Genomic DNA, 24,581 nt, shown 5'->3' with positions numbered 1-24,581 from the left:
AGGGGCGTGTACTTTCCTCTTTTCGGCAGGCAGGTTAGATGATATAGTAACAATAACGAATATGGCTGGGGGAAGGGGTTTTTATGGAGGAATGTAGACGGTTTACGCTGCCTTCTGGTTTTGTGTTTGATGTGTCTAATCTGTATGGGGAGGGATGGGTTGATGCAGAAGAACTGACTGGTCTGACTGAGCGGGTGCAGCAGGCGGCAGAAGGGCTGGCACAGCTGCGGCAGGCGGGTTTGGCCAAGGGGCATTTGTCCAAGGCTGGGTCCCCGGAGCCGGTGTACTATGCCTGGCTGCCCTATGTGGCAGAGGGGCACCCCAATACCCCGGAGCTGCTCCAGGAACTGACGGCCTTTGGGCAGGCGGTGCGGCAAAAGTACGATGCGGTGGTTTTTTGCGGGGTAGGGGGCTCCTATCTGGGGGGCAAGGTGCTGTATGATTGTCACGCCAGCGCCTATTGGCCCCGGGAGGAAAAGGGCCGGGAACCGGAAATTTTCTTTAGCGGCAACAACCTGGATGCGGAAGATTTGGATCGGGTATATGAGCGGCTGGTACTGGCGGCCCGGCTGCTGCAGGTCACGGAACACCGGGCGTACCGGGTACTGCTGCTGCCCATTTCCAAGTCGGGAACCACCCTGGAGACCACGACGGCCTTTCTCCATTTCTGGGATACTCTGCACCGGGAGGCGCAGCTGTTCCAAGTGGGAGGCGCAGTGGTGACGGACGCCCGGGCAGCCAACGGGCCCCTCAACCGGCTGGCGGCGGAGCACCAGTGGCCGCTGTTTGACGTGCCGGAGGGTGTGGGGGGACGGTTCAGTGTACTGTCCACCCCGGGGCTGTTGACGGCGGCGGTGCTGGGTATGGATCTGGAAAAACTGCTGCAGGGCGCCCGGGATATGGACTGGTGGTGCCAGGGAAGCACCGTGTGGGACAACCCGGCCCTGTGCAATGCGGTGCTGAAGTATGCGGCGGCCAAAAACCATGGCTGTCCGGTGGAAATTTTCATGCCCTACGTGATGCGGCTGAAGGCCCTGGGAGAATGGTATGTGCAGCTTTTGGCAGAATCCCTGGGAAAACGGCAGAACCGGAACGGGGAGACGGTGTTCTACGGCCGGACGCCGGTGGTGGCCATTGGCACCACGGATATGCACGCCCAGACCCAGCTCCACCAGGACGGGCGCAGGGACAAGGTGGTGCAGTTCCTGTTTGTGGAGAATCGCCAGAACAAGATTGCCCTGCACAATCCTTTCCCGGAAATCCCGGAGTACAATCGGTACGAAGGACTGGATGTGGGGACGGCACTGAAGGCGGCCCTGGAGGCCAACCAGGAGGCCCTGGCCGGAGACAACCGGCCAAGCGGACTGATTTCCCTGCCGCTCCTCAACGAATACTATTTGGGGCAGCTATTCTATTTCCTGATGCTGAGCATTGGCTACGAAGGGGAACTGGCCAATGTAGATGCCTATGATCAGCCCGGGGTGGAAGTGTATAAGAAATTGATGCAGGGAAAATTGATTCCCTCTTTGCAGGCAGCGAAGCCCGAGCCTAGCTGAAATATAGAACAGACGTAGCGCTTTCTAGTATCTGGAAAACGGTACGTCTTTTTGCTTTGCCCAAAACTCTGCTTTCTGCGTCAACAAATCCGGCGGGATTCCTTTTTATCCAGGGGAAAATATGATAAAATCTATGCTGGAATCGTGTAGAAAGGAAGCCTGAACTATGTCACCCATTGCGGAAGATCGAATCATCTACCACTATTGCTCTGTAGATGGATTTATGAATATTATGAAGAACCGAAATCTGTGGCTGACAGAGGCTTCATTTACCAATGACGCCTGGGAAAACCAGATGCTGGATCCGGTGTTTGAACGGGCTTTGGCAGAGCTGGTACGGGACGGGGAAGTGGCCCAGGACCAGATGGCCCAGGCCAGGGACTTGTATTATCACCATTCGGCCTGCTTTATTTTTCTGGGGTGTTTTTCTTCGGAAGGGGATTTGCTGCCCCAATGGCGTTCCTATGCGGACGATGGCCGGGGGTTTGCCATTGGGTTTGCGCCCTCCAAGATGAACTTCGATACCCACAGCGTGCATTTGAATGCGGATTTCCCCAACAAGTATTTTTTGAAGGAAGTCATCTACATGAATGAGGCCCATACGGAACGGTTTATGCCTTTGGCCAAGAACTGGATCCGGATGCGGCTGACCCGGGGAAGACATTTCACCGGGCCGGAAATTCGCCGGGCCATTGCAGATGATGCGGCTTTTTCTTCCCTGCGCTACTACTGCAAAAACGACAGCTTTCAATTTGAGCGGGAGCTGCGGGCACTGTGGCTGCCCATTCTCCTGAAAGATGAGAACGGGAACATGGTAAAGCAGAATGAAAAAGCCTATCAGCAGATCCGGTTCCGGGGTGAGCGGGATCAAATCATTTCCTATACGGAGATGCCCTTTGCGGCGGACTGTATCAAACGGATTGTCATCGGGCCGAAAAACGAGATGAAGAATCATCAGGATGTACTGAAGATTTTTCTGGGTGCTTCTGGCTATGACGATAAAAACATTGAAATTGGAGTTTCTATGAGTTCCTATCGCTAGGACTGGAAACTCTGCTGAACCAAAAGGAGAACTCGGATGACGGAAAAAGTAATGAATCTGCCAAGCCCTTCCATTTATGAAGTAATTGAACACAATTTGGACCCCAATCTGAAGCTGCCTCGGGAGTTTTCCCTGCGGGCCCATCGGCGCAGTCCAGGGGAAAAACTGGTGTATGCCGATGGTTTTATGGAGGGCAACCTGACGGGACCGGATCCGGGAGAAGAGACCAGCCAGGAACTGCTGGAGATTTTGGAAAAGCTGCGGGACAAGCAGTTTGGAGAAGCCCTGAAAGCCCTGAATGCCTTCTTTGACGAAGATGAGGAGCTGATGAATCCTTTGGTGGGCATGGTCCACGAGTTCATCGGCCAGCAGGATCAGGCTGTGGTAGGCGACCTGATTTATTTTGCCAAGCATCTGTTAGTGGAAACGGACCGGATTGAATTGGTGAAGTTTGCCCTTACCCTGCTGGAATACTATCCTTCGGAATACGATATGGAAGTGGGCCGCCAGATTTTGGACCTGGCCCAATGCAATGAATTCACGCTGTTTGCCCTGCGGAATATGGTCCAGTGGGATGATTCCCAGGAAATGATTTTTGAGCTGATCCAGCACGTGTACGGCTGGGGCCGGATTTTTGCCATGGAAGTGCTGGATCCGGAGCCTGCGGAGGTACAGCACTGGATGTTGGAACAGGGCTGGGACAATGATGTGAACCCGGAATATACGGCTCTCATGATTGCCACGGATGTGAAGCTGGATGAGGTGCTGCGCCAGGCCGAGAAAATTTCGGAAGCAGCCTTCCGGGGGGCCAGCGTATTGGTTGAAGGGCTGCTCCAGGATGAGCCCATTCCGGGGATTTCGGAGTGGCCGGATCCCTTGGGGCTGCTGAACCATTATTTGGAACAGGCCCTGGAACGGAAGCTCAGCTGGAAGGAATACCAGACCATTTGGCATGTGGTCCAGTTCGGGGAGCAGCACAAGGACCAGCCGGGCATGACGGGGCTGGTCACCAAGGGCGGCAAGCTTTTGACCACCTTCGCCTGTGCGGAAGTGGTAATCAAGGCCATGGAGCAGGGGGAAGGGTTTGAACTGGCCCGGGCCCTGGAACTGCCCTACCACCCGGCGGCGGAAAAGCTGGTGCGGGAAGACCCGCTGGGGAATGTGGAACTGCTGTCCTATGCGTTAACCACGGACCAATTGCACAATCAGGAGCTGACGGGGCTGTACGAAAAGGCACTGCCGTTAGAAGCCCTGGCAGCGGGAAGGGTGCAGCCGGGCGGCGACGAACTGGAGCTGGAACTGGCCTATATGCAGCTGGCTATGGTAGTGGGACAGCTGTATGGCTTCCCCGGAGTGGGGGAAGACCTGGTCCATGCGGCGCTGCACTGCGGCAATGCTTTGTGCCAGGAAGTGGCCCAGCAGGTGGAAGAACAGTGGCATGATTTGGGCTGGAGCCACCAGCTGTGTAATTAAAGAAGAACGCGTCAGGGAAAAAATGGAAGCATTTTTCCCTGACGTTTTTATTTGGAAAGAAGGAATTTCTTTCGCTTTTTATTCTTTTTGGCAGGGGATAGCGTTAAAAGAATTGGCCAACTCCTAGTCAACTATGGTAGAATGATTAGAAGTATAATATAACGAATGTTTGTTGCTAAAATACAGGAATGCCGTTTCTCTTAGGGAGTCTCCTGAAAAATATTCCTAAAATCCAGGGGACTGACGAAAGGAGCTAAGGGAAAACGGCTGGTGGGAAAATGCCGGCAAGGAAAAAAACAGGGGCCCTTTTGGGCACTGAACTGGTGATAAAGGAAAGGAGGCGGGTCCATGACGGCAGCTAGGCGCAGAACGGTATTGTGCATTGGAATGCGGGAAACGGTGGCCCTGAACCTTTCCAATTTGTTTCAGAAGGAAAATTGGCAGGTGCTGTTTCTGGGTAAGAACCCGGGAACATATGAAGGGGCACGGACGTATCAGGTGGACGTAATGGAGGAGGGGGCCGCCCAGGTCTTTCAGGTCCAGAAACCCAATCTGCTTTTGGTGAATCTCCGGGCGGCACAGGGACCGGATACGGCTGCCCATCTGGAAAGAATCCTGTCCCTGGCAGAAAAAAGCAAGGTGGACCGGATTCTCCTGATTTCCGGGGCTGAGGTGTTTGCCCCGGGAACCCAAGATGCCACGGAAGAACTGGCACCCAACCCGGCAGAGGAGCATGGACAGCTGCTGGCCCGGCTGGAAGCGCTGGCACTGGCCTGGAAAAAATACAGCAAGCTGAAACTGACGATTTTGCGGGTGCCGGAGGTGTACGGGCCGGGCAAGCGGGCCCAGAGTGGCTTTATCGGAAGCTTTTTCCGGGCGGTGGCAGGCAATACCCTGATGCCCCGGTGTGACCAGGAATATCCCCGGGATTTTTTGGCCACCCAGGATCTGTTTTACGGGATTATCCAGCTGCTCCAGCGGGATTATCAGGGCGACCTGCTGCATTTGGGTACGGGCCAGGGACTGACCTATGACCAGTTTTGCCAATTGGCCGCTACCTTTGTACCGTACCTGCCCAAGGTGGACCCGGACCAGTTCCAGCCCTACGGCCAGGCCCAGCTGAACAGTGACCGGGCAGCCCGGGAAATTGGCTGGCGGGCAAAGCAGCCGTTAAAGACGGGGCTGCAGAGCATTTATGCCAGCTTGCAGGAAGCGCTGCGGCTGGAACAGGAGAACGCAGAAAAACGGCAGCACCATTCCTGGCAGGACCGATTCAACCAGGAGCGGCTGCCCTATGCGGAAAATGTGGCCGGAGCGCTCCTGATGCTGGGGTTCCAGTATCTCCAGGGGGACACGGTAAGCAGCCTGACGGGTTTTGATTTGTGCTATGTATATATTGCCGTGATGGGGCTTCTCTACGGCCAGCGACAGGCGCTGATTGCGGTATTGTTTTCTGTTTTGATTTTTGCCCGGCGGATGTTGGTGCTGGATTCCACCCTGCTGACGCTGCTGTACCTGCCCCAGCATTTGATCCATCTGGTATCCTATGCCTTTGTGGGGATGGTAACGGCATACTTTCGGGAAGAAGAAAACTTTAAGCTGGCGGCGGCCAAGTGGCAGGAAAAGCACGACCAGGAGAAGTATGCCTTTTTACGGAATTTGTTTGAAGAAAATGTCCAGGTAAAGGACCAGCTGTACCGGCAAATCGTCAACTCAGACGACAGTATTGGCCGGCTGTACTATATTTTGCAGAAACTGGATTCGGCGGAACCGGAAAACCTGTACACCCAGACGGCGGTGGTAACGGCGGAGATTTTGAACGTGGAGAATGTGATCATCTACGTGGTGAGCCACAACCGGCAGTATCTGCGCCAAAAGGTGCGGGTGGGGCAGGACACGCTGAAGCAGTCCCGGTCCCTGAAGGTGGCGGATTATCCATATTTGAAGTCCGTACTGGCCGGCAAGAGCCTGTTTGTGAACCGGGAGCTCAGCGCCAATGCTCCAGACCTGGCGGCTCCCATTTTGTATCAGGGGCAGGTTTGGGCAGTAATCCAGGTGTACGACCTGAATTTTGATCAGTGGAGCCTGTACCAGCAGAATCTGCTTTCCATTACGGCCCGGCTGGTGTCGTCTTCTTTGGCCCGGGCCTATGCCTGGGAACTGGAAACCCAAAAAGCTCGGTGCCTGCCAGGAACTCGCATTCTCAAGGAAGCAGAATTTGCCAAAATCCGGGAAGAATACCGGAAGCGCCGGGAGCTCCAGCGGGATTATGCCATCAAGTTGCTGGAGGTGGCGGCGCCCCAGGGCGGGGACTACGAACAGCTGGATACCCTGCTGGAAGGAAAAATCCGGGCCGAGGACTTTATTGGCCTGTGGGAAAACAAAGCCTGGGTACTGCTGCCGGACTGCACCGAGGCTACCCTGAAGCTGGTGCGGGACCGCCTGGAAAAGGCTGGCCTCAGGACGGGAGAAAGCAGGGATATCCTATGACCGGGAGTGAACTGTTTGGGGGCCTTTATGCCCTGACGGCAGTCCTGTACGGGGGCTATCTGCACTGGTCCGGCAAGAACCGGTACCAGAAGCTGGCAGAACTGCTGATTGTTTTGCTGGTGCCCGTGGCCGGCGTGGTGCTGCTTACCCTGGTACAGCTATTTTCCACCTTTTTTGGCATCAACGGAGGCCATACCCTGGAAGACCGGGACCCGGGGACGGACTTTGCCCTGGGGGACCGGGACTACAACGGGAATATGGTGCCGTTAAATGATGTGTATCTGCTGGGTAATTCCCAGCTGAAGCGGCAGCTTTTTACGGATTCTATCAAGCAGGATGTGGTCACCAACCAGGCCATTTTGCGCCGGGCCATTCAGGATGAGGATCGGGAAATTGCCTATTATGCCGTGTCCCTGCTGACGGCCAAAATGGAAAGCCTGGGGGAGAAAATCCACCAACTGGAAGAACAGCTAAAGACGGCAGCTCCCGACAACCATGAACTGATGGACCGGTACGCTGGGTGCCTGAAGCGGTTTTTGTCCAGCGGCTACGGGGACGCAGCTACCCGGGCACGGCAGCAGGAAGCCTATATCCGGGTACTGGAGGTGCTGGCCCAGAAAATGCCGGAAAAATCCATTTACTACGAAGAAGAAATCAAGGCCCTTTTGGCCCAGCACCGGACGGAAGAAGCGGCAGCGGTGTGCCGGAGCTTTAGGGCGGGTCACCCGGAAGACGAGCGGCCCATCCTCATGGAAATCCGGTTGCACCAGGCCAAACGGGAGCCGGAAGCGCTCCAGGCCTGCATCCAGGAACTGAAGGCACTGCCCAAGGCGCTGTCGCCGGAGGCTCTGAAGGTGCTGCGGTACTGGGACCGGGAGGTGTACCATGAATAAGCGGGGAATTTACGCACTGTTTTTTGTGGTGGTCCTTTTGGGGTGCTTTTTCCAATATACCCGGCTGGACGGCTTCCTGCACCTGAACCCGGCGGCCAACAAGTTCCGCCGGATTGAAAATCTGCCGGTGCAGGTGGATTGGAGCCAGGTGGAAAATCTGCCGGTAGAAAACTATATTGTCATTTATGATCCCACCAGTGTCCGGAGTATGTTCTGCCGACACAATGCAGAACGGACCCTCCAGGCCAAAAAGAAACATTTTGAGAGTGTGGATCTGCGGCAAAGCATGGCCATTCCCCAGGATACCCAGGGGGTTGTGGTAACTACTGGCCGGCTGGGGGCCGTTGCGGCCCTGCCCCAGATTCTGCAATATGTGCAGCAGGGGGGAACGCTGGTGGTGCTCCAGCAGCTGGAACTGGAGGGGGATAAGCCCCTGGCCCCGGAAACCCTGCGGCAGCTGGGCATAACAGGCCTCAAGGGAAACGGAAAGCCCCAAAGCGTGACGGGCCTATCCATGCGCACCAATTTTCTCATTGGGGCCAAGGGCGAAGAAATTGTCACTGGCCGGTCCTACAATACCTATGTACTACCTGTGGAATTGGGCCCGGAGGCGGTGGTCCATATCACCGACCGGAGCGGCAGCGTGCCCCTGGTGTGGCAGGAACCCCTGGGCCAGGGAGAAATGTATTTCTACAACGGGGTGGAACGGGAGGACAAGTCCAACCGGGGAATCCTGATGGCCATGCTGGCCCACTGCGGTACGGATACCCTGTATCCGGTGGTGGGGGTAAAGATTTTCTTTATTGATGATTTCCCGGCGCCGGTGCCGGAGGGCTATTATGACAAAATCTACCAGGAAACGGGATTGTCCACCTCGGACTTTTACCGGAAGGCCTGGTGGCCGTTTATGAAGCAATTGGCCCAGCGGGAAAAAATCAAGTTTACCGGGGTCATTATTGAAAGCTACAATGACCGGGTGCATCCGCCCTTTGAACCGCAAAACGGCCGGAATGCCCGGGACGCGCTAGTGGTCTATGGCCACGATTTGCTGAACATGGGCGGGGAAATGGGCCTGCACGGGTACAATCACCAGCCTCTGGTGCCTCCGGGCTACCAGGACCATGAGCCGGACTACGTGCCCTGGACCAGCGAAGAAGATATCCAGGCAGCCCTAACGGAGCTGCGCCGGTATGTGTACCAGGCCTATCCGGAATATAGTTTTGAAGTTTATGTGCCGCCTTCCAATATTCTTAGCCCCATGGGCAAGGACGCCCTGAAAAAAGTGTTCCCGGAACTGAAGATTTTTGCTTCCCTGTACGATGGGCCAGCGGACGAGCACGCCTATTACCAGAACTTTCGCCGGGAGCGGGGCGGGTATTACGATATTCCCCGGATTTCCTCGGGGTACGTACCGGACCAGTCCGCCGTCTATGGGGAAATCAGCGCCATCAATGACCTGGGGGTCTTCAACCATTTTATCCATCCGGACGAAATGTTCTAAGAGGAAAGTGCCAAGCTGTCCTGGAAGCAGATGCACGACAGTCTGGAGGACTTTGTCCGGGAGCTGTCCCAGCGCTATCCCTGGCTGAAGGCGGTAACGGTATCGGAAAGCCTGCCCTATTTTGACACGTATTACGATTTGGATTACCGGATGGAGCGTTCTCCTGAAATGCTGGTGCTCCATTGCCGGAACTATATTCGGTCGGCCCGCTTCCTGCTGCGTTCCCAGCGAACCTTGGACCATGTCCAGGGCTGCCGGGTGAACAAGGTGGAGGACGGGGTGTATTTTGTGGAAGTGACGGATCCGGTGGCCCGGATCTACTGGAAAAACTAGAAAGGAGAAGCCATGAGAATTTGCCTTTTGACCGAAGGGTCCTACCCCTATGTGGTAGGGGGCGTTTCTTCCTGGGTGCAGATGCTCATGGAAGGGCTGCCGGAATATGAGTTTGTGGTGTACTCCATTGGGGCGGAAGCCAAGGACCGGGGACACTACAAGTACAAGCTGCCGCAAAACTGCGTGGGCATCCAGGAGGTGTTCCTGGACGAAATTCTGAACCTGAAGGCAGGGACCATGCAGGAACACGCCCTGACAGAAGCCCAGCAGCAGGTGCTGGAGGAACTGGTCAAGGGGGACCAGCCCATCAACCTGGACGGGCTGGTGGATATTTTCCGGAATAAGCAGTGGGAAAGTCCGTTGGACATTTTTATGACTGGGGACTTTTTCCAGGTTATCCGAAAAATTTATGCGGAGCGGTACGATTACCTGCCCTTTACGGAATTTTTCTGGACCTTGCGGTCCATGCTGCTGCCCCTTTTTTACCTGCTCCAGCAGGATTTGCCGGAAGCGGATGTCTACCACAGTGTGGCTACGGGCTACTGCGGCATTCTGGGAGGTATTGGGGCGACGGTGTACCACAAGCCTTTTATGATTACCGAACACGGCATCTATTCCCGGGAGCGGGAAGCGGAAATCATCAAAAGCGACTGGGCCAAGACGGATTTCAAGTCCGTGTGGATCCGGTATTTCTACAACCTGGCCAAGCTTGCCTACGAAAAGGCGGACCATGTGTTCACCTTGTTTGAGCATAACGGGCAGATCGAAAAGGAACTGGGCTGTGACCCTAAGAAAATTGCCATTGTGCCCAATGGCATCCATATGGAACGGTTTGCGCCCATTCCGGAGCTGACGGACCACGGGGGCACCATCAATGTTGGGGCAGTGGTGCGGGTGGTGCCTATTAAGGATATCCTAACCCTGCTGCGGGCGTTTTTCCTGGTGCACCAGGATATGCCGGACACTCATTTGTACGTCATGGGAAATATGGAAGAAGACCCGGAATACGCCCAGCTGTGCGTCAATACGGCGGAGCTGCTGGGGATTACGGAGACGGTGACCTTTACGGGCTCCATCCAGGTGACGGAGTACCTGCCCAAAATGGACGTATTGGTGCTGTCCAGCATCAGCGAGGGGCAGCCCCTGTCGGTGCTGGAGGGGTTTGCGGCCCATCGCCCCTTTGTGACCACGGATGTGGGCTGCTGCCGGGAGTTAATCTACGGGGACAGCCAGGATACCCTGGGGGATGCAGGGATTGTGGTGCCGCCTCTGGATTTTGAGGCCATGGCCCGGGAAATTCTCCGGCTGGCCCGGAACTTCCCCCTGCGGCACCAGATGGCCCAGGCCGGGTACGAAAGAACCCTCAGGGGCTATACCTACGAGCATTTTATTGATTCATATCGCCGGATTTACCGGGAGGAAGGAGAGCTGGGAGCATCATGGCAGGCGTTGGCTTCGAATTAAAAAAATTGTTCAAGGCCCGGACCGCCACCGGGAAGCTGAAGGCGTATTCTGCCTCTTTGGTGATTACCACGGGGCCATTTATCCTGCTGGCGGGCCTGATGCTGGCCATTCAGGCCCTGTTTGCCCACGCCCGGGTTCCTAAGGTGGAGTCCGACCTGTTTATTGGCACTACGGTGTATGCCTTTGTGTTTTCCCAGATTTTGTCCAGCGGGTTTGTGACGGTGCAGACCCGGTATCTGGCGGATTGTCTTAGTGAAAAGCGGTACGGGGACATTACGGCGTCCCTGTTTGGTATCAACGCCCTGCTTTTGGGCCTGGGGGCCCTTGCGGCCTTTTTGTTCTATCTGCCCAGTCCCCTTCCCTGGGTGGACAAGGTGCTGGGATACCTGTTTTTCAGTGAGATGCTGCTGATTTGGAGCCAGGGGGTGTACCTGACGGCGGTGCGCCAGTTTAAGGGGCTGGTGCTGGGCTATCTGGCAGGGGCAGTGGCAGGGGTATTGGTCACCGGGGTTTTGCTAACCGGCGGAGAGCTGCCGGCTGCCCGCTGCGGCGTGGCTGGAGTGGATGTGGGCATGGGCATGATTGTGCTGACCTTCTACCTGGCTTTGTACGATTATTTTGGACCGCCCCGGCAGGGCCGGGTGTTCTGGTTTCTCTCCATTTTGGACCAGCATTGGAAGGTGTTCCTGGAGGCCATGGCTTATTCCCTGGGGCTGTTTCTCCCCAACCTGATGATTTGGCAGGGTTCCTGGGGCACGGTGGTGGGAGGAACCTACCGGTTTGCCCCGGTGTACGACATCATTACCTGCTATGCCTTTTTGTCCATTCTGCCCCTTAGAACCATGTTTGTGGTATCTGCAGAAACGGAATTTTACGACCGGTACGCCATTTATTTTGATGCCATTATCCATAAGGGCAATTATCGGGATATTGAGGATGGCCGGCAGACCCTGCTGTTTACCATGTGGTTTGAACTGCGCAAGCTCATGGGCTTCCAGTTCCTGTTTACCCTGCTGGCTTTGGCCGGGGGAACCTATGTGCTGACTCTGGCCAACGTGGATTTTGAGGCAGCCAATTTGTATGATATTCTTCTGATGGCGGCGTATTTTACCGGGGTTACGGAAGTCATCAGCATCCTGTTCCTGTACTTTGATGCCCAGGAGCAGGCCCTGCGGTTGATGGGGCTGTACTTTCTGGGTACCCTGGTACTGGGGCTGGGGGGCATTGCCCTGTTTGGGGAGAGCAGCTACGGCTTTACCTTCTTCCTGTCCAGCGGCCTTGCCCTGTTCTACGGGCTGCACAGCCTGGACCATTTTGCGGACCGGCTGAATTATTATATTTTCTGCGGCCAGCCCATGTTTTACCGGCCCAGGGTTTCGTTTATGACCCATTTGCGGGATAAACTCTATGGGGTGAAGGAATCCCAGAAAGGAGGGTCCTTGTGAACCAGCAAACGAAGCGGAAAGCAGCGGGCCTTCTGGCGGTGATTACGGGGCTTGGAACCTGGGGCGTGCCGGCCCTGGGGTTTGCGGCCTCCCGGGATGTGCTCCACGATGTCCGGTCCCAACTGGACAGCCTGCGCCAATCCCGGGAGGAAATCCGGTATTATCACCAGGCCCAGGCCGATGTGAAACGGGCTCGGGTGGATTTGGAACAGGCCAGGGCAGGTCTTGCTGAGGCCCAGAAAGGCCGCCGGGAAGCGGCAGTGAACCTGGGACAGGTGCTGGCCAATTTGAACGCGGTGAAAAAAGCCCTGGCAGAAACGGAAGCCGCCCTGCAAAAGGCCCAGGCAGAAAGTGCCAAGCGGACCCACGCGGCGCTGGCGGCCCAGCGGGCGGTGGTGCAGTTTACCCCGGCCGTGCAGGCGGCCCAGGCGGACCGGGATGCCAAGGAGGCGGCTGCCAAGGAACGGGAAGCGGCCTACGAGGCCAAGGAAAAGGCCGTGGAGAACCGGGATACGGAGGCCCTCCGGGCGGAGGACGCCCAAAAAGAAGCTTTGGTAAAGCAGGCGCTGACTGCCGTAAATTATGAACAGAACCGGCTGTTGGACGCAGAAGATATGGTGAACGATGCCCTGGACAAGCTGAACGGGCAGGAGGATGCGGCGGAGCAGGAAGCCCAGGCAGAACTGGACCGCTTGGCCCAGCAGATGGATGCGGCCAGCGAGGCTTTGGATGCAGCGGACCAGAGACTGGATGCGCTCCAGCAGCAGCTGGACGCTTTGACGGATGCCCGGGAGCAGGCGGAAGACGCCGAGCGGGATGCCCGGGAACAGGTCCGGGACTACCAGCAGCAGGCCGTGGAACTGACGGTGGAAAAGCAGCAGGCGGAAAAAGACGAGGCAGAAGCCCAGGCCTACGATTCCGAAGCGGCCAAATGGCTGGACGACGCGGAGAACTGGGCCCGCAGCGCCCTGAAGGAGCGGCAGCGGGCGGACTACGCCCTGGCCCATTTTGGGGAAGGGGCGGGCTGGCAGACCGGCGTGGAATTTGACAGCTGGAAGGGCCGGGAATCCGGGCATCAGCTGTTTATTCCCTTGAATTTTTACCAGGCAGGACGGATTAGCGGCCACCGGGTGGATATTGGCCTTTCTACGGGCTATGTGCAATCGGATACCCATAAGAGCCACGGCAGCGTGTCGGGCTGGGCGGATACCCAGCTGAGTGCCGAACTGCGCAATGACCACAAGCAAAACAGCGTCCGCTACCAGCTGCTGTTTAATCTGCCTACGGGGCAGAGTGCCATCTACCAAAATGCCGTGGTGGGAAATGATTTGGCCCGGATGACGGATTTTGGTGCAGGGTTCCAGGTGACCCCGGGCCTTGAACTGATCCACCACTTTACGGAGCGGGACAGTCTGGCGGCCAGCGTCCAGTACACGCTCCGCCGGAGCTACGACTATTCCAAGGAAGTGCCGGGGGCCCAGGTGGACCCGGGGAATGCTTTCCAGCAGGAGGTCAGCTACCTCCATGCAGGGCCCAAAACCCAATACCGTTTGGGGGTGGTCCACAGCCATGCGGAGAGCTCCTACCAGGACACCATTTTCAGTGAGCTGCGGGAAGTGGAAGTGCCCAGGACGCTGCATAACGGTAAGGGCGGCCCCCAGGGCGGCGAAGGGGGCACCCAAACTGTAACCCGGGAATTCTGGGGCCGGGACAGCCGGCTGCACTACCGGGAAGGGGACGATTGGGAGCTGAGCTGGTTCTACAATGACCAAATTACAAAGCGGGACGAACTGTCCCTGTACGGCATTTGGAACCTGGTCAGTGCCGGCTGGGGCTACCGGAATCAGGCGGTACACCGGCTCAGTGCCGGGGCCGGTTGGCTGCACCATATGAATGAGCGGCAGGAATGGCATATCCTGGCGGGGTATAAAGATGTGACGTCCAACTGGGATCCGCTGCGGCTGGAACTCAACAGCGGTGCCTATAAATACTATTCCCTGCTGCTGGGCTTTAGCTGGCAGCTGGGCGCCAAAAATCGTCTGAGTCTGGACGGGGAACGGTTCCGTCGGAAGGATGACCGTGGCGGTTCCTATCGGGGCTGGAAGGTGCTGTGCACCCTGAACCAGTCCTTCTAAAAGGAGAAGGTATGCGTAAGAAAATTTTAGGCTGGCTGCTGGGAGGTCTCCTGACCTTCACAGCGGGCTGCGGGGAAGCAGCGGTGGCGCCGGAAGCGGCAAACCCGGTGAATCCCCAAACGGAAATGATCCAGCTGGCGGGAGAACTGGGGCAGTATGCCAAGGCAAAGCGGCCCGGCTTCCAGCTGGTGGGCAACGGGGCGGCGGGCCTTTTGGAGGTAACGCCGGACAACCCCAAGGAAAATGTGGACAAGCTGGTCCAAGCTTTGGACGGCTTTCTCACGGAATCCGTATTTTATACAGAAAGTGACCAGGGACCCCAGCCCCAGGAGAAGTCCATGCTGGAATTCCTAAAAGGGGTATTCGCCCTGCCCCAGAAGGCGGGGAAGGCGGTGTGGACCCTGGATTATATACCGGACCCGGAGCTGCAGGAAAAGGATGAGGCCCTGGGGCACAAAAACGGCTATGTAAGCATGGCCGTAGGGGATAGAAATCTGGCCCAGCTGCCCCAGGGACAGGTGCCCCGGGTAAGCAGCCGGGACATCCGCAGGGTGCAGGACGCAGAGAATTTTCTGTTCCTGCTGAATCCGGAAAATTTTGCGACTCGGCTGGACTATTTGACTGCCCTGCAAAAGACGCCCTACGACGCAGTGGTGGTGGATTTGTATTACGGGGATAAACCGCTGACTCCGGCAGAAACGGCCATGCTCCAGGACAAGCCCCAGGGCGGGCGGCGGCTGGTGTTGTGCTATCTGAGCGTAGGGGAGGCGGCGGACTACCGGCCCTACTGGCAGCCTGACTGGAAGACCAAGCCTCCGGACTGGGTGGGCAAACCCAACCCGGACTGGCCGGGAAGCTACCGGGTGAAGTACTGGCGGCCGGAGTGGAAGCACCTGCTGTACGGCAGCGACGGGGCCTATTTGGACCAGATTCTGAACGCTGGCTTTGACGGGGTGTTTTTGGATGTAATGGATGCATGGCAAACCTATAAATAGAATCACGAAACGTTGGCAAAGGGTACGCTTGCTATAGACAACGGGGATTTTCGTCTTTAAGGGGAGTGCGGCCGAGCAGGGAAGGAATTCCCTTCCCCCTGGCCGGAACCAGTTCCAGGGCTGCCTGGGAAGGGATGGAGAGTATGGCAAAGAAAAAATTTAAATTGCTGGCGGTGGGGGATAGTCCCAAACGCCGGGAACTGGCGGAGCTGATCCGGGATCAGTTTACCATTGTGGAAGCGGATACCGGGGCCCAGGCCGCAGAACTGCTCTGTCAGGAAAATCATATTGATGCCATTGTGGTGGTGCTGGCGCCGGGACAAGCGCTCCAGGACTTTCAGCAGCTCCACGACGATCCGGAGTACCATCGGATTCCCGTATTATTTGTGGTGCAGCAGGCCAGCTCCCAGAAAATGGAGGAGAGTTTCTCCTTTGGAGCGTTTGATGTAATGCCCCTGCCCATGGGGGACCCTTTTGTCCAGGCCCGGTTTGCCCATTTGCGCTACGCTTTGGAAAGCAAGAAAAACAGCGAGCTGCTCCAGAAGCTGGTGCGGCGGGCCATGAAGCAGGAAGACCCGGAGCAGTCCTTCCACTGCTTTTTGCGGTATGTGGGGCTGATGACGGGGGCGGAGCGAGCTTTTATTTTTGAAGGGCACTCCCGGGCTCCTTACGCCTGGTTCCGGAAGGATAACCTGACCACCCGGCTGAGAAGCGTGGCACCCCAGGATTTTAAGGCCATGGAAAAGACCATGGAAGCTTTGTTTGCCCAGTACGGCAGTCTGGCCATTGAGGATACGAGCCAGGTGGCCCAGGGCCGCAGGGAGACCCAGCAACTGTTCCGGAAGCTGGGCATACGGAATCTGGTGGCGTTTCCGGTGGAATTTCGTAATCGGCGGCTGTGCGTCATCTCCCTGGAGAATGTGCCGGAAAACCGGATCCGGGAAATGCGCCGGCTGCTGGAGCAGGCCATTACGCCGCTGATCATGCTGTTTGCCAACCGGAATACGGTGTTCCATCTCCGGGCCAACAGTGCGGTGGACCAGATGACGGGGACCCTGAATCGGAATGCTTTTGACCGGGTGAGTACTTCTTTGGAACCGGAAAAGAGCCTGGGGGTCATGTTTGCCGATGTGGACAATTTGAAGCGGGTAAACGATGAACAGGGCCATGACTGGGGGGACCGGCTGATCTGCGATGCAGCAGAAGCCCTGCTGCGGTTCCGCCATGGGGGCAACGTGTTCCGCATTGGCGGGGACGAATTTGTCATCTTGTGGCAGGGCCTGACGGAAAAGGACTTCCAGGACATTGGCCGGCGGCTGGAACGGCAGCTGGCAGAACGGAAGCTGCAGCTGTCCTTGGGCTTTACCTGGGCGCCGGATCTGGCCCAGGGGTTTGAAGCCATTCTGCGGCAGGCGGACCAAAAAATGTATGCCAACAAGCAGCAGCGGAAGGCCCAAGCGGAAAGCCCGGACACGCTGGTAAAGCCCTTTGAGCAGGCCCTGCAAAAGGGGGAATTTACCTTTGGCATTCAGCCGGTGGTGAATCCCCAGAACCGGAAGGTAATCGGCGGCGAAGCGCTGGCCCGGTGGGTCCGGGGCGGGGTGGTGCTGGAACCGGTACAGTTCCTGGAGGATATGGCCAAAACGTCCTTTATCTTCCAGCTGGACCAGTATATTTGGGAACAGGTGTGCAGGTACCAGCGGCAGCTGCTGAATCAGGGGATTCGGCCGCTGGCTTTATCTGTGAACATCCACGCCCGGGATTTTTCTCAGGGCGATGTACCCGGAACCATCCAGAAGCTGCTGCAAAAATACGGGCTTACCCGCAGGGAAATATTTTTTGAAATCCGGGAAGCGGAATACCGGTCGGATCCTTTGGTGCGCAGCGGGGCAGATGCCCTATATGACGCAGGGCTGGTTGTTTTTTTGGACGAGTTCGGGCTGGAGTACGATTCCCTGCAAACCCTGGGCAGCCTGAAAATCCGGGGCGTGAAATTCAGTTACCATCTGCGGCTGGATATTGGCGAAGACTACAAGCAGCAGATTATCAGCAGTATGCTGAATCTGGCGGAGCGCTACCGGCTTCTGGCGGTGGTGACGGGAATTGAAACTAGCGAACAGGACGAGTTTCTGGTCAAGAAGGGGTGCAACTGCGCCCAAGGGTTCTACTGGTATCATCCGATGAGCCCCCAATCCTTCCAGGCTCTTTTGGGCAAGGCGGATATGGTGCAGAATATGGAACGGCTGCTGATGGAACACAATGTGGGCAGCCTGACCGTGTACAGTCTGCTGAACGAGAATATTCTCAGCGAAACCAAGCTGAACAATTTGATTGGCCCCATGGCCATTGTGTCGGTGAAAAACGATGACAGCGTCGTGCGGGTGCGTCAGGTAAACCAGGCCTACTATAACCTGTTGGGCCAGGACGCCATGAGCCCGGAAAATTCCCAGCTGCCGGATATCCCTTTGGACCGGCGGGGAGAGACCCTGGTCAGCGCTTTCCGGAAAGCGGACAAGCGGCTGAGCAAGGGGCACGTCATTTCCTTCTATTACCGGGTGCCCCGGACTCAGGAGCGCAAGCACCTGGCAGCCAAAATTATTCCTATTGTGAAAAATCAGGAGTATCGGTATTATCTGGTACTGCTGCACAAGTACCGGCGGTAGGCCGGAATAAGCCGGTTATTTTTACTATAAGGTCTTTCTTTTATATTGAAATCAGTGTATAGTATATGCTAACAGAGTTAAAACTATTCTTTTCTGCAACTACTTGCAGAAGGCTCGCGGGCAAGAAGGTTTTTGCGCTGGCCATACTATATTGCGGCCCCTTTGTCTATTGAGGAGAATTGCTATGAATGCAAGCGAGCAAGAAAAAAACAAAAAAGAGCTGCTGGCCAGCTGTCTGGATCATTTACCCGGGGGTGTCCTCATCTGCGTGGAGGATCCGGAAGGCAGTATTTTATACGTAAATAAATATGTAATTGAGTTTATGGACTGTGCCACTGAGGCAGAGTTTCGTCAGCTGACGGGGGGCGTGCTTACCGGGATGGTCCGGCCGGAAGAACGGCGGGAGCTGTTCCAGGTGATGAAGCAGTTCCGGGAAGGCACAAGCACTTTTCAGCATATCCGCTACGCCGTGAAGACCCGCATCGGGCGGCTGCGCTACGTGGATGCCCTGGACTACCTGGTGGTGGAAGCCTCAGGAAGGCGGCTCCATTATATTTTCAATGTGCCGGGGGATGATCCGGTACTGAATCAGGACGCCCTGCCCGGGGTACGGAAGTTTTTTGACTATGCCAGGCAGCTGCCGGCGCTGATGCAGCAGGGAGGGAAAAATCCCAACCTGGCGGTGGTGGCCTTTCATGTGGACCATTATAAGATCTACTCCCTGAAGTATGGGGCAGCAGCTACGGAAAAACTGATCAGCCGCTGCGCGGCCATTCTTCAGGAAGTTTTTTCCGAAACCTTTCTGTTCAATTTATCGGAGGAACGGTTTGCCCTTTTGGCGCCGGTGAAGCAGCTGGAAGAAAAAATCCAGCAGGCCCATGCCAAAATGCGGGAAGAATATCCTGACCAGGTGGTGATGTTCCACTTTGGCAGCTACCTGCCCAGGATGGGCGGGGAGGATATGTACCGTTCTCTGCTGTGGGCGGAAACGGCCTGCGACAACCTGCGGGAAAAGCCGGAGGAGTTTTACCAGGAAGCTACGGCTCCTGTCCGGGAAAAGGTGCAGATTCGCCGCTATGTGGTGAGCCACATTGATGAGGCGGTGGAGAAGGACTGGATTCGGCCGTATTATCAGCCCCTGGTCCGGGCCAAAACCTTGGAACTGGTCGGGTTTGAAGCTCTGGCCCGCTGGCAGGAACCCAGCTGGGGAACGCTTTTGCCCGATGCCTTTATTGGGCCTTTGGAAACGTCCCACCAAATCGACAAGCTGGATCAGCAGATGATCCGCTGCGTGTGCCGGGAGTACCGGCAGCGGGTGGACGCCGGCAAGCCGGTGTATCCGGTATCGTTAAACCTGTCCCGGCTGGACTTTTTCCTGATTAATGCCTTTGCCACCCTGGAAAAATATGTAAAAGAGTACCGGGTGCCCCGGAATATGCTTCGGGTGGAAATCACTGAAACTCTGCTGGTAGGGCAGGAAGGTCGGATGGCCGAAGAAGTGAACCGGTTCCGGGAAGCGGGCTACCAGGTGTGGATGGACGATTTTGGCAGCGGCTATTCGTCCCTGCATACCCTGAAAAGCTGCAATTTTGACCTGATGAAGCTGGACAAGGAATTTCTCAGGCCCTTTACGGAGCGGGGAAAGAAAATCCTGGAAAATGTGCTGGAGATGACCCGGCTTTTGTGCATTCGTTCCCTGGGAGAAGGGGTGGAGAACCGGGAGCAGCTGGAATTTTTCCGGGCCCAGGGCTGCGAGCTTGTGCAGGGGTATCTGTTAGGGGTGCCATTGCCCTATGAGGACAGTATTACGGCTTGCCAAAAGCGGCTGCAGCAGCTGCGGAAAGCAGGTTTGAAATAAACGTACAAGAAGGCAGTGTGCGGCTTGAGGGCACTTGCCAACAATGAAAATCGACTTTTCTTTTTGGATAAAATATAGTATATTATAATCCTGATAAAATAATTGCAAAGGGATTTGTTGAGCCCTTCAGGGTCTCATTCTAGGGCTTGCCAGGATAGAAAGGAGTGCGGGCAGCCATCCACAGGGATATTGTACAACTACAGGATAAAAGCAAGCAGAAAAGCGGCTTTTCCTGGAATCTTGTAGCAGACATTGTACGCACAACAGGGCTGCTGCCGCTGTTGCTGTTACCTGAAGCTGCGGAGGAAGAGACATGACAGATAAGGAAAACAAAAGGGGTATTGCCATCGCCCAGGGCTTGGACTGTATGCCGGGGGGCGTGGTCATTTCCCGGGAAACCGGGGAACTCCTGTATGTGAACCCGTATATGGTGGCCTTCTACGATTGTGCAAGTGAAGAAGAGCTGCGGGAATATCTGGCTGACAATATGTACACCATGGTACGGCCGGAAGACCGGGAAAGCCTGCGCCAGCGCCTCCAGAAGGAGGAAAAGGGCCGGGAGCTGTACTACCGGATGCGGTATACGGTGGTCACCAAAAAGGGCCGGATCCGCCACGTAGATGCGGTGGACCGGCTGGTGGTGACACCGGAGGGAGAACGGCTGCACTATGGCTTCAGCCTGCCCATGTCAGAAACCGGGGTGGAGCAGGATGCCATGACCGGCACCCGGCGCTTTTTGTCCTATGCCAGCCAATTTTTGGAGATGTATCAGGAAGGGATGGCCATGCCGGCCCTGAATCTGATTTTCTTTAATGTGGAGCGGTTCAAGCTGTACAACATCAAGTACGGCATAGAGGCAGGAAATCAGCTGATTGCCCGCTGTGCCGCGGTGCTGCAGCAGGTCTTTGCCAATGATTTTGTCTTTTGCATTGCGGACGACCGGTTCGCCATCCTGACGGATGCTCTCCGGGTCCGGGACCGGGTCCAGGAGGTCCGGGAGATTCTCCGGCAGGAATATTCCGACCGGGTGGTGGCCTTCCACTTTGGAGGCTACCGGATTATGGATCCCCGGGAAGATCTGCACCAGGCGCTGGACCGGGCCAGGATGGCCTGCGAAAGCATCCGGGGACGGTTGGACACCTATTTCTATGAATGGACCGACCTTATGGCCGGCCGTATGGCCATCCGCAGCTATGTGGTGGGACATATTGACGAAGCGGTACAAAAGGGCTGGATTCGGCCCTACTACCAGCCGGTGGTGCGGTTGGACACCCTGGAGCCCGTGGGCTTTGAAGCCCTGGCCCGGTGGATCGATCCGGAGCGGGGGCTGCTGATGCCGGCGGACTTTATCGGTTCGCTGGAGGATTCCCAGCAGATTGACAAGCTGGACCGGCATATGATTGCCTCTGTTTGCCGGGAGTACCGGCAGCGGGTGGAGGCCGGAAAGCCGGTGTACCCGGTTTCGATAAACCTGTCCCGGCTGGACTTCTTCCTGTGCGATGCCTATGAGGTGCTGGAAGAAAATACCCTGAAGTACGGGGTGCCCCGCAATATGCTCCAGGTGGAAATTACCGAAAGTCTGCTGCTGGACCAGGGCCTTCGCATGACGGAGGAAATGGAACGGCTGCGCCGGGCTGGGTACCAGGTGTGGATGGACGACTTCGGCAGCGGGTATTCTTCCTTGAATACCTTGAAAACTCACGATTTTGACGTGGTGAAACTGGACCGGATGTTTCTGGAGCCCTTTACGGTGAAGGCCCAGAAAATCCTGGCGGCAGTGCTGGCCATGAACCATGCCCTGGGGATTCGGACCCTGGGTGAAGGTCTGGAGACGGAGGAGGAATTGGACTTCTTCCGCCGGGAACACTGCGAGCTGGCCCAAGGCTATTTGCTGGGACGGCCCCAGCCTTACGACGAAAGTTTGGCGGAATGCAGCAGGAAATGCCAGGCACTGCTGGGCAAAGAGAAAGACAAAAAAGAAATGGCGGCAGGGCTGGAAAAGCCTGTCTGAGAATAGATTTAGAGAGAAAGCTGTAACAAGCAAGCTAAGTAGGATAGCAGCGCCTGTTTTGTGGGGAAACGGGCAGAAACCATGAAAACGGCAGGGGTGCCCGCTGGGCGGCTCTGCGTACCAACCGAGTGAGGTTACAAGGATGAGAGGGAATACTATTCGTTTATTATTGGTGGCCGATGATCGGCGCCAAGCCTGGCTGAAAGGGCTGCTGCAGGAGAATTTTCGCTTTCTGACAGAGTCCGATGCTGCGTCTGCCCTGGCGCGGCTTCACCAGGAACGCCGGGTGGATGCTATTATTCTGGCACCCACCCAGGGGCGGGGGCTTGACGCCCTGCGCCGGATGCACACAGATCCGGTGTGTCACCATATTCCGGTGGCTCTGCTGTTGGAAAATGCCAGTGCGAAAGAACAGGAAGAAGCGTTCTCCCTGGGTGCAGTGGACGTGATTTCCCTGCCGGCGGAGGATGACCTGATCCGGGCACGGTTTACCCATTTGAAATACGAATTGGAAAAACAGAATACCCTGCGGCTGCTCCAGCGGATTGTCCGCCGGGCCATGAAACAGGAAGATCCAGACCAGATTTTCCTGCATTTTCTGCGGTATTTGGGACTGTTTTCCCAGGCAGAAAAAGTGTTTATTTTTGAAGGGGATTCCCATGCCCCGTATTATTGGAGTACCAGCGGCGAGGCCGGGGTGGGGGAGCGGACGGTTCCCCAGCGGGATTACGCAGCACTGCGAGAGACCATTGATGGCCTGTTTGCGAAATACGGCAGTGTGTTTATCAGTGATTTGTCCCGGTGCCCGTGCGAAGATGAAAAAGCGCTGGCGGTGCTGACTTCCTATGGGCTCAAGAGCCTGGCGGCGCTGCCCATTTATTTCAACCACCGGCGGCTGTGCGTGGTATGCCTGGAAAACGTGCCCCGGGACCGGATGAGACCTACCCGGATGCTGGTGAGCCATTTGAAGACGTCCCTGATCATGATGTTTGCCAATCGGAACTCGGTGTACCACCTCCGGGCCAACAGTTCCATTGACCAGATGACTGGGGCCCTGAACCGGAATGCCTTTGACCGGTACAGCCAGACCATTGATCCGGAAGAAAGTATTGGGGTGCTGTTTGCGGACCTGGATAACCTGAAACAGGTCAACGATCAGATGGGCCACAGCTGGGGGGACCGGCTGCTGTGCGATATGGCAGAGGCTCTGATGCGCTACCGGTTTGGGGGCACGGTATTCCGCATAGGCGGGGACGAGTTTGTGGTGGTGTGGCAGGGCCTGTCCAAAGACGCTTTCTACGCCCTGGGCCAGCAGATTCGCCGGCATTTGGCGGAGCGGAACCTGAACAATTCCATGGGCCTGTATTGGGCCCCTGATGTGCGCAAGGGCTTTGATGCGGTGCTCCGGGCTGCGGACCAGCAGATGTACAATGAAAAGAGCCAGCATCGGCTGATCTGCCGCAGCACCAATAAGGAAGAAAGCCTGTTTGTGGAAGCTATGGCCAAGGGAGAATTTACGCCGTTTTTGCAGCCCATTGTGAATCCCCAGACCAATAAGATTATCGGGGCAGAGCTGCTGGCCCGGTGGATTCGGGGCGGGGTGATTCTGGAACCGTCCCATTTCCTGGACGAAATGGAACAGGACGCCTTTATTTTCCAACTGGATTCCTATCTGTGGGAAGAAGCCTGTAAGCTCCAGCGGGAACTGCTGGACAAGGGGCGGAAACCCATTCCGCTGGCTGTGAACGTCAATGCCAAGGATTTCTATTTGGGAAACGTCCCCCGGCTGATTCGGCAGCTATTGGAGAAGTATGACCTGCCCTATGAGCTGTTGATTTTAGAAATCAAGGAGCGGGATTACCGGCGCAACTCCCTGGTCCACAGCTGCGTGGACAATATGTACGATGAAGGGGTCTTTACGGTCATGGACCAGTTTGGCATGGAATATGATTCCCTCCAGGTACTGCCCACCTTGAAGGTGCGGGGGGTAAAGTTCAGCTGGAACCAGCGCCAGGATATTTCGGAAGAGTATAAGCAGAAGGTGCTGGAAAGTCTGATGAACTTGGCCGAACGCCAGGGGCTGATTGTCAACGTGGCTGGCATTGAAACCGCGGAGCAGGCCCAGATGGTGATCCGGCAGGGCGGCGGCTGCGCCCAGGGCTTCTACTGGTACCGGCCGCTGGAATGCCGGGCTTTCCGGAGACTGCTGGCAACGCCGGGGCTGACCCAGCCGCCCAAGGACCAGTCCATGCTGAGCCTGAACGTAGGAACGCTGACGGTGTACCACCTGCTGGCGGAGAATATCATCAGCGAGGCCCGGCTCAACGATATTATTGGGCCCATGGCCATTATTTCCGTGAAAAATGATGACAGCCAAATCCGGATGCGCCAGATGAACCGGGCGTACTACCGGCTGGTGGGGCGGTCCCCCCAGGATCCTTCCCTGAGCGTGGTGGACAACATTCTGACCGATGAACCGGGACAGGACCTGCTTACGGCCTTCCATCGGGCAGACGGCCGGCCGGACAGCGGCCATTTGATTTCCTTCCGGTATACCTGTCCGGGAGAATTGGAGCCCCGGCATTTGGTGGCCCGGATTCTGCCCATTGGTAAGAACGACCATTTCCGGTACTACCTGGTATTCCTGCACAAGTTCCGGTGAAAAAATTTTAGAAACAAGTTTTTGTACACTAACTTATATGTAGAAAACCCCTGTGGGGCT

The 24,581-nt window shown here is 56.3% G+C and carries 14 protein-coding genes and 1 pseudogene; all 15 read left to right on the top strand.

Features of this window, described 5'->3' with window-relative positions; all coding sequences use genetic code 11:
• Nucleotides 1-83 precede the first annotated feature (83 nt).
• The 15 genes and pseudogenes from C7E10_RS03700 (at nt 84) to C7E10_RS03635 (ending at nt 24,521) form a co-directional block, all read left to right on the top strand.
• A complete protein-coding gene (locus C7E10_RS03700; RefSeq protein ID WP_105326011.1) occupies nt 84-1,556 on the top strand; it encodes a phosphoglucose isomerase-related protein in 1,473 nt (490 codons plus the stop codon).
• A 166-nt stretch (nt 1,557-1,722) separates the two neighbouring features.
• Complete coding sequence (locus C7E10_RS03695) at nt 1,723-2,598, top strand: DUF2971 domain-containing protein (RefSeq protein ID WP_105326010.1); 876 nt, start codon at nt 1,723-1,725, stop codon at nt 2,596-2,598.
• A gap of 36 nt (nt 2,599-2,634) precedes the next feature.
• Nucleotides 2,635-4,071, top strand: a complete 1,437-nt coding sequence (locus C7E10_RS03690) for a hypothetical protein (protein ID WP_105326009.1) — start codon at nt 2,635-2,637, stop codon at nt 4,069-4,071.
• Nucleotides 4,037-4,198: a hypothetical protein gene (locus tag C7E10_RS12015; RefSeq protein ID WP_160101811.1), complete on the top strand. Its 162-nt coding sequence runs from the start codon at nt 4,037-4,039 to the stop codon at nt 4,196-4,198. The genes C7E10_RS03690 and C7E10_RS12015 overlap by 35 nt, the downstream gene beginning before the upstream one ends.
• Before the next feature lie 221 nt (nt 4,199-4,419).
• Nucleotides 4,420-6,561, top strand: coding sequence for an NAD-dependent epimerase/dehydratase family protein (locus C7E10_RS03685; RefSeq protein WP_105326008.1), 2,142 nt, complete (start codon nt 4,420-4,422; stop codon nt 6,559-6,561).
• Nucleotides 6,558-7,454: a hypothetical protein gene (locus C7E10_RS03680; protein ID WP_105326007.1), complete on the top strand. Its 897-nt coding sequence runs from the start codon at nt 6,558-6,560 to the stop codon at nt 7,452-7,454. Before C7E10_RS03685 ends, C7E10_RS03680 begins: the two co-directional genes overlap by 4 nt.
• Nucleotides 7,447-9,288 (top strand): annotated as a pseudogene (locus tag C7E10_RS12275) (DUF2194 domain-containing protein). Before C7E10_RS03680 ends, C7E10_RS12275 begins: the two are co-directional and overlap by 8 nt.
• Nucleotides 9,289-9,300: 12 nt before the next feature.
• A complete protein-coding gene (gene pelF / locus C7E10_RS03670) occupies nt 9,301-10,752 on the top strand; it encodes a GT4 family glycosyltransferase PelF (RefSeq protein ID WP_105326006.1) in 1,452 nt (483 codons plus the stop codon).
• Nucleotides 10,728-12,197 carry an exopolysaccharide Pel transporter PelG gene (pelG, locus tag C7E10_RS03665; protein WP_105326005.1) on the top strand — a complete coding sequence of 490 codons (1,470 nt, stop codon included), beginning with the start codon at nt 10,728-10,730 and terminating at the stop codon, nt 12,195-12,197. Before pelF ends, pelG begins: the two co-directional genes overlap by 25 nt.
• The gene (locus tag C7E10_RS03660; protein WP_105326004.1) at nt 12,194-14,332 is read left to right on the top strand and encodes a peroxidase; all 2,139 of its coding nucleotides are present in this window, start codon (nt 12,194-12,196) and stop codon (nt 14,330-14,332) included. Before pelG ends, C7E10_RS03660 begins: the two co-directional genes overlap by 4 nt.
• An 11-nt stretch (nt 14,333-14,343) precedes the next feature.
• Entirely contained in the window at nt 14,344-15,327 is a 984-nt protein-coding gene (locus C7E10_RS03655) for an endo alpha-1,4 polygalactosaminidase (protein WP_105326003.1), read from the top strand.
• Nucleotides 15,328-15,470: 143 nt separating this feature from the next.
• Entirely contained in the window at nt 15,471-17,990 is a 2,520-nt protein-coding gene (locus C7E10_RS03650) for a GGDEF domain-containing response regulator (protein ID WP_158572341.1), read from the top strand.
• 184 nt (nt 17,991-18,174) lie between these two features.
• Nucleotides 18,175-19,848, top strand: a complete 1,674-nt coding sequence (locus tag C7E10_RS03645) for a GGDEF domain-containing phosphodiesterase (RefSeq protein WP_105326001.1) — start codon at nt 18,175-18,177, stop codon at nt 19,846-19,848.
• Nucleotides 19,849-20,161: 313 nt separating this feature from the next.
• Complete coding sequence (locus C7E10_RS03640) at nt 20,162-21,859, top strand: sensor domain-containing phosphodiesterase (RefSeq protein WP_105326000.1); 1,698 nt, start codon at nt 20,162-20,164, stop codon at nt 21,857-21,859.
• A gap of 142 nt (nt 21,860-22,001) precedes the next feature.
• Entirely contained in the window at nt 22,002-24,521 is a 2,520-nt protein-coding gene (locus C7E10_RS03635; RefSeq protein WP_105325999.1) for a GGDEF domain-containing response regulator, read from the top strand.
• The last annotated feature ends 60 nt before the right edge of the window (nt 24,522-24,581 follow it).

Origin of the sequence: Acidaminococcus hominis (assembly GCF_900291475.1) — a bacterium.
GTDB classification, from domain to species: Bacteria; Bacillota; Negativicutes; order Acidaminococcales; family Acidaminococcaceae; genus Acidaminococcus; species Acidaminococcus hominis.
The sequence above is the reverse complement of the archived record's forward strand: the minus strand, read 5'-3'. Positions and strand labels throughout refer to the sequence as shown.